Raw genomic sequence first — 12,181 nt, 5'->3', positions numbered from 1 at the left:
CCGTGTTGGGACGGTGGCCCCCGTCACGACTTACGGGTGCCGTGACTCAGTGCGCTATGCTCCGACGGTCGCCCCACCTGGCGCGGGCAGGCGCCGTTGCCGTCGCGCAGGCCTCACAGTTGCGCGGCGGTTTCACGGACGGAAGGAAGACGATGCCACGTTGCTCGATAGCAGCGATTTCCTGGGAACGCGTACACCTCAGTCTCACAGCGGTCGTCTCTGACTTCACTGGAGATCCTAGTACGCTCCGCTTCCTGATTGTCGATGGTGAGCGCGAGTTCCTGGTGAATTCTCGGCAAATTGACGCCGAACAGCACTGCTTGCAGATCAACGTCACCAACTTCCAGGACCGGCGCCAGGTGCCCAACGGCTCCTGGCGGATCGTCCCGGTGGCCGGAGAGACGCGACTGCCGGCCGCCGGCTTCGACCTCACGGCCACGGACCGCCTCGACGAGGACTCCCGCACCTTCCTCTACGACCGCAACCGCTCCGCGTACGTGATCGCTTTCGGGATCTCGGACGACGAGGATCACCCCGAGTTCCTCATGCGGACGTACCAGTTGTTCCGCAGCGCCGGACCGAGCAAGTCGGGCGCGAAGGGTCCGAAGACTCCGAAGGCTCCGAAGAAGCCGCTCGGCCAGCGGATCGGACTGTGGGTGTTCCCGCGCGCACGGCGCCGCAAGCTCGCCAACCGCATCTACTCGATCTCGCACCGCCTGTACCGATCGCGCGGCAACCGGATCCTGTTCGCCTCCGAGATGCGCACCGGCCTCGGCGGCAACCTGGCACGCGTCCATGACCGGATGATCGAACGGGAACTCGACAAGAAGTACTCGTTCCGCTATTCGTTCCGAATACCCAGCACCGCCAACAAGTGGAGCACGATCCGCCTCATCTACTTGCTGGCGACGTCGGACATCGTGATGATGGACGACTACTTCGGGCTCCTCGCGCAGTTGGGCATTTCCCCGAAGACCAAGATCATCCAGCTCTGGCACGCGGGAAGCGGGTTCAAGTCGGTCGGCTACAGCCGGTTCGGACGATACGGTTCACCGAAGCTGACCAACGCCCACCGTAAATACACCTACGTGATCACCGGCTCCGAGCATCTTGTGCCGGTGTACGCCGAGGCGTTCGGCATCGAGGAATCGGCGGTCGTGCCGACCGGTCTGCCCCGCATCGACACGTTCCTCGACAAGGAGCGTTCCCGCAAGGTCACTGAGGACTTCTTCGCCGCCAACCCGAAGCTCAAGGGCAAGAAGATCGTGCTGTTCGCGCCGACCTTCCGCGGAAAGAACATCGACGACGCGCACTACGACTACGACCGCATCGACTTCGCGAAGCTCCACGAGTTCTGCGGGGACGAGTTCGTCGTGCTCTTCCGTATGCATCATTTCGTAACGGATCCCGTGCCGATCCCCGCGGAATACTCCGACCGGCTGCTGGACTTCGCGTCGTTCCCGGACACCAACGACCTGCTGCACGTCACCGACGTCCTCATCACCGACTACTCGTCCGTCATCTACGAGTACACGCTGCTCGACAGGCCGATCCTGTTCTACGCGTACGACAAGGACACGTATTCGGTGATCCGCGGATTCCACCGGGACTACGACTCCGTCGCTCCCGGCAAGATCTGCGTGACCTTCGACGAGCTGCTCAAGGCCCTGCGGGACGAGGACTACGACACCGAGAAGGTCGAGCAGTTCCGGAGGGAGAACTTCGACTTCGTCGACACCAACTCGGCGGACCGGGTGATCGACTGGCTGGTGCTCGGCGACCCCGATGACAGAAAGACGGGCGGCGATCGCCGGTGGCTCGATCTCGCCCCTGACGACACGGCGGTGGGCGACCAACCGCTCAGCGACCAGTCGGAGGCATGACCTGTGAACATCGCATTGCTTTTCGCCGGCGGCATCGGCTCGAGGATGAACTCCCGCGCCCTCCCGAAGCAGTTCCTGGAGATCCACGGGAAGCCGATCATCATCCACACCCTCGAGCACTTCGAGGCGCACCCCGATATCGACGCAATCGCCATCGCGATCCTTCCCGAATACCGCCAGCACCTGATGAAGCTGCTCAAGCGGTACGAGATCGAGAAGGTCAGGTGGATCGTCGACGGCGGCAAGACCGGTCAGGAATCGCGGCACAACGCTCTCAAGACGGTCGCCGCGGACTGCCCCGAGGACTCCGTCGTGCTGATTCACGACGGCGTGCGGCCGCTGATCGACGCGAAGCTGATCAGCGCCAACATCGACACCGTCAAGGAGCACGGCTCCGCCATCACCTGCACCAAGTTCAACGAGACCGTGGTGTCGAGCGAGCACGAGCACATCGACGATGTGATCCCGCGAGACCACATCTACGCCGCGCAGGCCCCGCAGAGCTTCTGGCTCGGCCAGATCCTCTCGCTGTACGACCGGGCGGTTGCCGAGGACGAGCACGACAGCATCGACTCGTGCTCCCTCATGCACCGGTACGGTCAGAAGATCTACCGGGTGGTCGGCCCCCGCTCGAACATAAAGATCACGACGGCCGAGGATTTCTACCTGTGCCGGACGTTCTTCGAGATCATCGAGAACCAGCAGATCGTAGGTACGTGAGTTCAGTGACCACCGTCTCCAGTCCGGTCGTTGCGCACGACCTCGATGAGATCCTCGACCGTGACCTGCCGTGGAGTGAGCTTGCCGGCCGCACCGTGCTGGTCACCGGCGCCAGCGGCATGCTGCCGTCGTACGTCGTCTACACCCTGCTCGCACTGAATGACCGGCACGGGTTGGGCATCTCCGTGCACGGCCTGGTGCGGAACGAGGACAAGGCCAGGCGTCTGCTCGCCGATGTGCTCGACCGCCCGGACTTTCACCTCGTCGTCCAGGACGTGTCGACTCCGCTCGAGCTGCCCGGCCCCGTCGACTACGTGATCCATGGGGCGAGCGCCGCGCGGCCCGCCCTGCATGGCAGCGAACCGGTCAAGACGATCAAGGCGAATCTGCAGGGCACCTTCAACCTGCTCGACCTTTGCGTGGCGAAGGCCGGCCGCGGATTCGTGCTGATGTCCTCGGCGGAGGTCTACGGCGCCCAGCCTCCGGAGACCGAGCTCATCGACGAGCAGAGCTATGGCGGCTTCGACATCCTCAACCCGCGGGCCTGCTATGCCGAGGGCAAGCGTGCCGCGGAGACGATCTGCGCGAGCTACCAGGCACAGTTCGACATCGACTGTCACGTCGTCAGGTTCGGTCACATCTACGGGCCGGGGATGGCGCTCGACGACGGGCGGGTGCAGGCCGACTTCGCAGCGAACGTGGTGGCCGGCAAGGACATCGTGCTGAACAGCGACGGTTCCGGCGTGCGGACCTACACCTACGTGGCCGACGCCATCGCAGGGCTGTTCTACACGCTGCTCCGCGGTGACCGGGGAGCCTACAACGTCGCCGACCCGTCCGGCCTGGTCTCCATCCGGCGTCTGGCGGAGCTGTTCACCGAGGTGCGCCCGGAGCGTGGGCTCCGACTGCGGTTCAGCAACGAGTCCGACGCGCGCTCCTACAGCCTGACCAAGAAGCAGGGCCTGGACAGCGCGCGGCTGGCAGCTCTCGGCTGGCGCCCGGTGGTCGACCTGCCCGTCGGGCTGAACCGCATGGTGACCCATCTGGAATCGACCGTCGGGATGTAGCACACCCGCACCGCACCCGACAGCAGATCGCCTCGGCACGGACCTTCGTCCGTGCCGAGGCGATCTGCTGTCGGGCCGATACCGGTCGCGTCAGGCTCGTGAGGAGGGCAGGAGCCTCCGGGCCAGCCGCCGTACCGGTTTCGGGAGGCGCCGGGCCAGCCGCCGCCATCGCGCCTCGGTCCGCGGCGTCACCAAGATCGCCGCCTCATCGGTGAGATTCCAGTACTTCGGGGACTTCTCCCCCTTGCGCGGATACTGCTCGTTGGGGCGACGCGGCACGACCTCGGGGCGCTCCCAGGCGATGTTCCGCCGCACCACGCGCGCGGGTGCACCCACCGCGACGCAGTTGTTCGGAATGGACGAGGTGACGATGGAGCGGAAGCCGATCACCGAGCCGTTGCCGATGGTGACGCCGCCCATCACGACCGCGTGCTTCGCGATCCAGACGTGCTCGCCCACGACGATCGACTGGGACGGGTTCATGCGCTTCTCGGTGCGCACGTCGTAGATCGGGTGGGTGTCGTCGCCACGCACCTCGATGTTCTTGGCGAACATCACGTCGTCACCGATCGACACCGACACACCTTCGACGGCGGAGATGAAGGTGCGGCCGGCGCAGCCCACGTTCTCGCCGATCCAGATCCGGGACTCGTGCCCGCAGCGCAGCTCGAAGCGGAGACCTGCACGCTTCTTCGTGGTCGGACCGATCTCGATCTGTCCGTTGTTTCCCGAGAAGGTGATGAGCAGATCCCTGATGTCCGCCTCGGGGCTGATGGTGAGTGTATTGTTCGACCCCTTGAACCGGATATCGATCTTTTCCTCACGGATCTCGCCGTCGTAGACGATCTGATTTCCCTGATCATCCTTGTAACGCTCGAGCTTGTGCAGTTGCAGCATCGTATCTGAGGGTGTGCCCTCGACCGGGTCAAGGCCGGACCAGCCCTCGCACCTCCGTTCCAGCCTCTGGGTTCGCGCTCAAGCTATCAGATGACCCTCTTACTGAGCATTCATCTGATCGACCCGGCCGCCGGCCGCAATAGGGGCTTCCGGATCGAAAGCATTTGGTGCCGTGCAACTCAAGTCCCACTTGGTCCGGGTCTTCCGTCCACGGAGATCGGGGACGCAGGTCTCGGCTGACGGATCTTGAAATGGGTGAGGGCCTTCTGACTCGGTGTGGATTGCGACATCTACACCGCACGACAGAAAGGCCCTTGTACCCCACCGCAATGGAAACCGTCACCGCCCTCTTGCAGCGGGCCCACACCTTCTTCACAAAAGCTGGTATCGCCGTCGAGCGAATGCTGACCGACAACGGCCCCTGCCCTCTTCGACGCCGGGGACTTCCCCCCGGCGTCGTCGGCCCACCGGACCAGGAAAGCCCGAGGCTAGAAGGGCTCGAAGTCGTCGTACTCGTTCTGGGCGTCGTCGCGTTCCGCCTGGCGGTCGCGGCGGCGCTGGGTAGCCGGACGCGGCGCCTCGAATCGGTGGTCCTCGCCACGGCGGCCGAGCATCTCCGCGCCCGCCGTCACCGACGGCTCCCAGTCGAAGACGACCGCGTTGTCCTCGGGTCCGATGGCGACGCCGTCGCCGGAGCGGGCGCCGGCCTTCATCAACGCATCCTCGACACCGAGGCGGTTGAGCCGGTCGGCGAGGTAACCGACCGCCTCGTCGTTGTTGAAGTCGGTCTGCCGCACCCAGCGTTCGGGCTTCTCGCCGCGGACGCGGAAGAGGCCGTCGTCCTCGCGGGTGACGGTGAAGCCGGCGTCGTCGACGGCCCTGGGCCGGATGACGATCCGGGTCGCCTCCTCCTGCGGACGGGCGGCCCGCGCCTTCGCGACCAGGTCGGCGAGCGCGTAGGACAGCTCCTTGAGCCCCATGTGGGCCACCGCCGACGCCTCGAAGACGCGGTAGCCGCGCGCCTGGAGATCGGGCCGGACCATCTCCGCGAGGTCCTTGCCGTCGGGGACGTCGATCTTGTTCAGGACCACGATGCGGGGACGGTTGTCGAGGCCTCCGTACTGCCGCAGCTCCTCCTCGATGACGTCGAGGTCGGAGACCGGGTCGCGGTCGGACTCCAGGGTCGCCGTGTCCAGCACGTGCACGAGCACGCTGCACCGCTCCACATGGCGCAGGAACTCCAGGCCCAGGCCCTTGCCCTGGCTGGCGCCCGGAATGAGTCCGGGCACGTCGGCAATGGTGTAGACGGTCGAACCCGCCGTCACCACACCCAGGTTGGGCACCAGGGTGGTGAAGGGGTAGTCGGCGATCTTCGGCTTGGCCGCGCTCAGCACGGAGATCAGCGAGGACTTGCCGGCGCTCGGGTAGCCGACCAGCGCCACGTCGGCGACGGTCTTGAGCTCCAGGACGATGTCCTGCACGTCGCCCGGTTCACCGAGCAGCGCGAAGCCGGGCGCCTTGCGCCGGGCGGAGGCCAGCGCCGCGTTGCCCAGGCCGCCCCGGCCGCCCTGCGCGGCGACGAACGACGTGCCGTGGCCGACCAGGTCGGCGAGCACGTTGCCCTGCTTGTCCAGGACCACCGTGCCGTCCGGCACCAGCAGCACCAGGTCCTCGCCGTCCTTGCCGGAGCGGTTGCCGCCCTCACCGGGCTTGCCGTTGGTGGCCTTGCGGTGCGGGGAGTGGTGGTACTCGAGCAGCGTCGTGACGGACTGGTCGACGGTGAGCATCACGTCGCCGCCGCGCCCGCCGTTGCCGCCATCAGGGCCGCCCAGCGGCTTGAACTTCTCCCGGTGCACGGAGGCACAGCCGTGGCCCCCGTTACCCGCGGCGACATGGAGTTCGACGCGGTCCACGAAGGTGGTCATGGTGGGTGCCTCCAGCACTGCGCATACGTACGGATGTGGTTACTGCGTAACACGCGAAAGGCGGACCCGCCTTCCCGCCGGGGAAGTGAGGTCCGCCTCGCGAAAGCTCCCGATCAGGCGACCGGGACGATGTTCACGACCTTGCGGCCGCGGCTGGTGCCGAACTCCACCGCACCGGCCTGGAGCGCGAACAGCGTGTCGTCGCCGCCACGGCCGACGCCTGCGCCCGGGTGGAAGTGGGTGCCGCGCTGACGAACCAGGATCTCACCAGCGTTGACGACCTGACCGCCGAAGCGCTTCACGCCGAGCCGCTGGGCATTGGAGTCGCGACCGTTCCGGGTGGACGATGCGCCCTTCTTGTGTGCCATGTCTCCTCAGTCCCTTACTTCGCAGCCGCGGGGATCGACGTGACCTTGATCGCCGTGTACTGCTGGCGGTGGCCCTGCCGACGGCGGTAGCCGGTCTTGTTCTTGTAGCGCAGAATGTCGATCTTCTGGCCCTTGTGGTGGTCCACGACCTCGGCCTGGACCTTGATGCCGGCCAGCACCCACGGGTCGCTGGTCACAGCGTCGCCGTCGACAACGAGCAGGGTCGAGAGCTCGACCGTGTCGCCAACCTTGGCAGTGGAAATCTTGTCAACCTCAACGATGTCGCCGACAGCAACCTTGTGCTGGCGACCACCGCTGCGCACGATGGCGTACACGCGGATCTCACTCTCTCGCTCGGAACGGCATCCCCGCAGTCCAGCAGCCCTGCGACACACGCGGACGGCCTCTCCCGGTCACGGCCCGTGCGGGCCTGTCTCCAGGAGGAAGAGGTTTACGGGAATGGGGCGCGCACAGTGAACACGCCGACGGTCAAGATTACGGGGCCCGGCCTGAGGGGTCAAACCGGGCCCCGCGGGGTGCGGGCGGGCCGGGCGCGCTCGCGTGGGCGGCGGCGCGGCACCGGGTGTCCCGCCCACCCCGCCGGGCCGGGAACAGCCGCGTGCCCCGGCCCGGTACACCGCGGGGGTGTCCGGGCCAGGGCACGCGGCCGGGGGCTGGGCCCTCGTCAGTTGTCCACCGACGCGTCGACCGAGGACGGCGCCTGCTGGGCCGCCGCGGCGGTCTTCTTGGCCGTCGTCTTCTTCGCCGTCGTCTTCTTGGCCGCGGTCTTCTTGGCGGTCGTCGTCTTCGCCGCCTTCTTGGCCGTGGCCTTCTTCACAGCGGTCTTCTTGGCCGCGGTCTTCTTGGTGGCGGCCTTCTTCGCCGTCGCCTTCTTGGCCGTCTTGCGGGCCGCCGCCTTCTTGGCCGGAGCCGCCTGAGAGGCGGTCTCCTCGGCGGGCTCCTCCGCGGCGGCGACCGACGCGTCCTCCTCCGCCGGGCCCGACGGGACGACCACGACGGCCGTCTCCTCGGACGCGGTGGGAGCGGTGGACTCGCGCACGGCGCGGCGGCGCGGCCGGGCCGGGGCGGCGGGCTCAGGCGCCTCCGGCTGCTCCGCCGGGGCCGGAGCCGTGTCGGCCGCGGCGTCCTGCGGCTCGGCGGGCGCCGCCGGCGCGGTCTCCGCCACCGTCACCACGGAGGCCTCTGCACCCGCCGGGGAACCGGCCGGCGCCGACACCTTGCGGGTCGCGCGACGACGCGTACGGCCCTTGGGGGCGGCCTCCTCGGCCGGGGCCTCGGCCGCGGGCGCCTGGACGGTCGGGGCCTCGACGGCCACGGGCTCGGCCTGAGCCCGCTCGGCCGGCTCCGGGAGCACCGGGCGCGCGGCCTCCTCGGCCGCCGTGACGTGCTGGACCGCGGGAGCCGGGGTGCCACCGTCGGCGTGGGCCTTCGGCGCGCCCGCGGGCGCGGACGCCCGCCGGCTCGCGCGGCGCCGCGTACGGCCACGGCTCGCCGCGGCCTCCGCCTCGGCGACGCTGCTGTACAGCTCCTCGTCCGGGGCCATCTCCAGCGCGGGCAGCGCGATGGGCTCGGCGGCCTCCGTCTCGGACTCCGCCTCCTCCTCGGCGGTCGGGGTGACCACCTCGGCGGCCACCGCCTCGTGCTCGTGCGGCTGCTCGGCACCGGCGCGGGCGCGCTTGCGACGCTTGCTCCCGCCGCCACCGCCGGCGCTCGCCTGGTCCAGGTGGACGATGACACCGCGGCCGTTGCAGTGCACGCAGGTCTCGGAGAAGGACTCGAGCAGGCCCTGACCCACCCGCTTGCGGGTCATCTGCACCAGACCCAGCGAGGTCACCTCGGCCACCTGGTGCTTCGTACGGTCGCGGCCCAGGCACTCCAGCAGGCGGCGCAGCACCAGGTCGCGGTTGGACTCCAGGACCATGTCGATGAAGTCGATCACGATGATGCCGCCGAGGTCGCGCAGCCGCAGCTGGCGCACGATCTCCTCGGCCGCCTCCAGGTTGTTCCTGGTGACCGTCTCCTCCAGGTTGCCGCCCTGGCCGGTGAACTTGCCGGTGTTGACGTCGATGACGACCATCGCCTCGGTCCGGTCGATCACCAGCGAACCGCCGCTGGGCAGCCAGACCTTGCGGTCCAGCGCCTTGGCGAGCTGCTCGTCGATCCGGTGCGTGGCGAAGACGTCGACCTCGCTGGTCCAGCGCTGCAGCCGCGGCGCGAGGTCCGGGGCGACGTGCGAGACGTACCCGTGGACCGTCTGCCACGCCTCGTCACCGCTGACGATGACCTTGGAGAAGTCCTCGTTGAAGATGTCGCGCACGACCCGGACGGTCATGTCCGGCTCGCCGTACAGCAGCGTCGGCGCGCTGCTGCCGCCGTTCTTGGCCTTCTTCTGGATGCTCTCCCACTGCGCCTGGAGCCGCTCCACGTCACGGCGCAGCTCGTCCTCGCTCGCGCCCTCGGCGGCGGTGCGCACGATGACGCCCGCGTCCTCGGGAACGATCTTCTTGAGGATCGTCTTCAGCCGGGCCCGCTCGGTGTCGGGCAGCTTGCGGCTGATGCCGGTCATCGAGCCCTCGGGGACGTACACGAGGTAGCGGCCCGGGAGGGAGACCTGGCTGGTCAGGCGGGCGCCCTTGTGTCCGATGGGGTCCTTGGTGACCTGGACGAGGACGGACTGCCCGGACTTCAGCGCGGACTCGATGCGGCGGGGACCGTTGGCCATCCCGAGCGCCTCGAAGTTGACCTCGCCCGCGTACAGGACGGCGTTGCGGCCCTTGCCGATGTCGATGAAGGCGGCCTCCATCGAGGGCAGGACGTTCTGCACCTTGCCGAGGTAGACGTTGCCGACGTACGAGGTCGACTGCTCCTTGTTGACGTAGTGCTCGACGAGCACGCCGTCCTCCAGGACGCCGATCTGCGTACGGTCGCCGTGCTGCCGGACGGCCATCACGCGCTCGACGGCCTCACGGCGGGCCAGGAACTCGGCCTCGGTGATGATCGGCACCCGGCGCCGGCCCTGCTCGCGGCCCTCGCGGCGGCGCTGCTTCTTGGCCTCGAGACGGGTCGAGCCCTTGATGGACTGCACCTCGTCGGACGGCTCGGCGGCCTTGCGGGGCTCGCGCACCTTGACGACGGTGCGCTCGGGGTCGTCGGCGGACGGCTCGCCGTCGGTGCCGCTGTCACCGGCCCGGCGGCGACGGCGACGGCGACGGCGGCTGCTGCTGGAGCCACCGCCCGACTGCCGGCCCTCGTCCTCCTCGGCCGCGTCCTCGTCGTCCTCCTCGAGCTGCTCGGAGGTGTCCTCGGCGTCCTGCGCGGCCTGCTCGGCGGCGAGTTCGTCGCTCTCCTCCGCGTCCTCGCCCCCGTCGGCCTCCGCGGACTCGCCCCGGCGACGGCGACGGCCACCGCGGCGACGGCGACGGCGGGAACCGGACTCCTCGCCGTCCTCGCCGTCGACGGCCTCCTCGGCCGACTCGGCGGTCTCCTCCTCCGTCTCGTCCTCGGCGGACTCGTCGGCGGTCGCGACCGTGCGGGTCTCGGACTCCTCGCCACCAAAGCCCCGGCGGCGACGGCGACGGCGCGAGCCGCCCTGGTCGGAGTGCTCGGCCTGCCCGGTCTGCTCGGCCTGCTCCTTCGGGGACTCCTCGTCCTCCGCGGCCTCGGCGGCCGCCGCGGCGGCGGCGCGCTCCGGGGTCTGGAACATCGGCTCGGCGAAGACGGGCGCCTGGAACACGGCGACGGCGGGCCTCTCGGGCCGGCGCGGCGACTCACCGTCGCCGGCGGCGGACTTGGCGGCGGGCTCGGAGAACCCGGTCGCGGCACGCCGCACGACCCGACGCCGGCTCCGGCGCGTCCCGCTCTCCTCGGCCCCGGCCTCGGCGGCGGGCGCCTGCGACTCGGCGGCGGAGGCCCCGGCCTCGCCGGGAACCTCGGCGGGCTGGTCCGCAGGGGTCTCGCCGACGGCCTGGGCGACGGGCTCGGACACACGACGCGTGGCACGACGACGCGTCCGGCGCGGAGCGGCGTCCTCGACGACCGCGTCCTCCGCAGCGGCGGCAACGGACTCGCGCTCAGCGGTCTCGGGCTCGGTGGTGGCGACCTGGGAGGCGGCCTCATCGGCCGGGGCGGCGGCGGGCTCGGATACACGACGCGTGGCACGACGACGCGTCCGGCGCGGAGCGGCGTCCTCGACGACCGCGTCCTCCGCGGCGGCGGCAACGGATTCGCGTTCGGCGGGCTCGGGGGTCTCGGGGGTCGTGATCTCGACGGCGGGCTCGGACGTCGTGGCCTCGGAGCTCACCTCGGGGGCACCGGTGGGCGCGGACACGCGCCTGGTCGCGCGGCGCCGCGTACGGGCGGCCGGCGCGGGCGTCTCCGCCGCCGGCTCGGCGACGGCCCCGGCGCTCTCCGGCTGCTCCGCGCTCTCGGCAGGCGTGGCGTGGACGACTGTCTCGACCGTCTCCACGGACGCGGCGGGCGCGGCGGGCGCGGCGGGCGCGGACACGCTGCGCGTGGCACGCCGGCGGGTACGCCGCGGAGCGGCGGCCTCGCCGACCTCCACCGACCCGGCGGGCGTCTCGACGGCACCGGCCCCGGTGGCAGGCGTCTCGGCGACGGCCGTCGCCGGTACGACGGTCTCGGCGGCAGCCTCGCTCCGTGCGGCCTTGGGGGTCCCGGCGGGCGCGGAAGCACGGCGGCGCGCAGGGCGCGCGGGCGCGGCCTCTTCGGCGGCGGCCTCCTCCGTCTCCTCCAGCTCCTCACCCGTGACGGCGGCCGTCTCGGCGGTCACGGCCTCGGCGGCCTGCGCGCCACCGGCAGTCCGCTGCTCCTCCGCCTGCTCCGCGAGCTCCGCGGAGGAGGCGGCCGGTACGGCCGGAGCAGTGATCTCGGCCGCGGCCTCGAAGGACGCGGCGCCGGGCGGACCCGCCGGGCGGGACGCGGCACGGCGCCGACGACGCGGCGGCAGGGTGTCGCTGGGGGTGTTCAGTTCTTCGGAACCCTTGATGGGTTCGGTCGGTTCGAGCATGCGGGCGAATCTCCCGTCAGGCTCCCGGGCGCCGCGCCTGGTCCGGCGCCGATCACGTGGATCGGCACCGTTGACGTCCGCGGCCGCGCGATGCGCGACGGCCGCCGTCCGGGGCGCGGGCGCCGCACGGGAGCTCTCTGTGTCCTGTCTCGCCGGTTCCGTACGCCTTGTCGTGCACGGCCTGGCGAAAGTCTGTTGGTCGGTGCGCTGCCCGACCCAGGTGGCTCCCGAGTACGAGGGCGGCGCTTCGACGTCCGTCCCGGTGCGGAACCGT

Annotated in this window: 8 protein-coding genes; 3 read left to right on the top strand and 5 right to left on the bottom strand. The window is 69.9% G+C overall.

Annotated features, from left to right (window positions below):
* Positions 1 to 320: 320 nt before the first annotated feature.
* From ACIHCX_RS00515 to ACIHCX_RS00505, 3 genes are read left to right on the top strand one after another with little or no spacing between them, the layout of a single operon-like run.
* Entirely contained in the window at positions 321 to 1,883 is a 1,563-nt protein-coding gene (locus ACIHCX_RS00515; RefSeq protein WP_400025204.1) for a CDP-glycerol glycerophosphotransferase family protein, read from the top strand.
* 3 nt (positions 1,884 to 1,886) lie between these two features.
* On the top strand, positions 1,887 to 2,603 hold the full coding sequence (locus ACIHCX_RS00510; RefSeq protein WP_400025202.1) for a 2-C-methyl-D-erythritol 4-phosphate cytidylyltransferase: 717 nt from the start codon (positions 1,887 to 1,889) through the stop codon (positions 2,601 to 2,603).
* Positions 2,600 to 3,670 carry an NAD-dependent epimerase/dehydratase family protein gene (locus ACIHCX_RS00505; RefSeq protein ID WP_400025200.1) on the top strand — a complete coding sequence of 357 codons (1,071 nt, stop codon included), beginning with the start codon at positions 2,600 to 2,602 and terminating at the stop codon, positions 3,668 to 3,670. The genes ACIHCX_RS00510 and ACIHCX_RS00505 overlap by 4 nt, the downstream gene beginning before the upstream one ends.
* Before the next feature lie 90 nt (positions 3,671 to 3,760).
* Here ACIHCX_RS00505 and ACIHCX_RS00500 read toward each other — a convergent pair whose 3' ends face one another.
* The 5 genes from ACIHCX_RS00500 to ACIHCX_RS00480 all read right to left on the bottom strand — a co-directional run bounded on the left by ACIHCX_RS00500 (position 3,761) and on the right by ACIHCX_RS00480 (position 11,907).
* Positions 3,761 to 4,567 (bottom strand): acyltransferase, encoded by an 807-nt coding sequence (locus ACIHCX_RS00500; protein WP_400025198.1) that lies wholly within the window; start codon positions 4,565 to 4,567, stop codon positions 3,761 to 3,763.
* 488 nt (positions 4,568 to 5,055) lie between these two features.
* The gene (gene obgE / locus ACIHCX_RS00495) at positions 5,056 to 6,492 is read right to left on the bottom strand and encodes a GTPase ObgE (RefSeq protein ID WP_400025196.1); all 1,437 of its coding nucleotides are present in this window, start codon (positions 6,490 to 6,492) and stop codon (positions 5,056 to 5,058) included.
* 113 nt (positions 6,493 to 6,605) lie between these two features.
* A complete protein-coding gene (gene rpmA / locus ACIHCX_RS00490; protein ID WP_030051735.1) occupies positions 6,606 to 6,860 on the bottom strand; it encodes a 50S ribosomal protein L27 in 255 nt (84 codons plus the stop codon).
* 14 nt (positions 6,861 to 6,874) lie between these two features.
* Positions 6,875 to 7,195: a 50S ribosomal protein L21 gene (gene rplU / locus ACIHCX_RS00485; RefSeq protein ID WP_030749991.1), complete on the bottom strand. Its 321-nt coding sequence runs from the start codon at positions 7,193 to 7,195 to the stop codon at positions 6,875 to 6,877.
* A 350-nt stretch (positions 7,196 to 7,545) separates the two neighbouring features.
* Positions 7,546 to 11,907: a ribonuclease E/G gene (locus ACIHCX_RS00480; protein WP_400025194.1), complete on the bottom strand. Its 4,362-nt coding sequence runs from the start codon at positions 11,905 to 11,907 to the stop codon at positions 7,546 to 7,548.
* Positions 11,908 to 12,181: the final 274 nt, after the last annotated feature.

This window comes from Streptomyces sp. NPDC052043 (genome assembly GCF_044548235.1).
Classification (GTDB): Bacteria; Actinomycetota; Actinomycetes; order Streptomycetales; family Streptomycetaceae; genus Streptomyces.
Note: the sequence above shows the minus strand (reverse complement) of the source record. Positions and strands in the feature narration are given on the sequence as shown.

Excerpts from the sequence above, each read along its gene's own strand:
- obgE (WP_400025196.1), bottom strand. The coding sequence starts at position 6,492 with ATGACCACCTTCGTGGACCGCGTCGAACTCCATGTCGCCGCGGGTAAC.
- rpmA (WP_030051735.1), bottom strand. The coding sequence starts at position 6,860 with ATGGCACACAAGAAGGGCGCATCGTCCACCCGGAACGGTCGCGACTCC.
- ACIHCX_RS00480 (WP_400025194.1), bottom strand. The coding sequence starts at position 11,907 with ATGCTCGAACCGACCGAACCCATCAAGGGTTCCGAAGAACTGAACACC.
- ACIHCX_RS00500 (WP_400025198.1), bottom strand. The coding sequence starts at position 4,567 with ATGCTGCAACTGCACAAGCTCGAGCGTTACAAGGATGATCAGGGAAAT.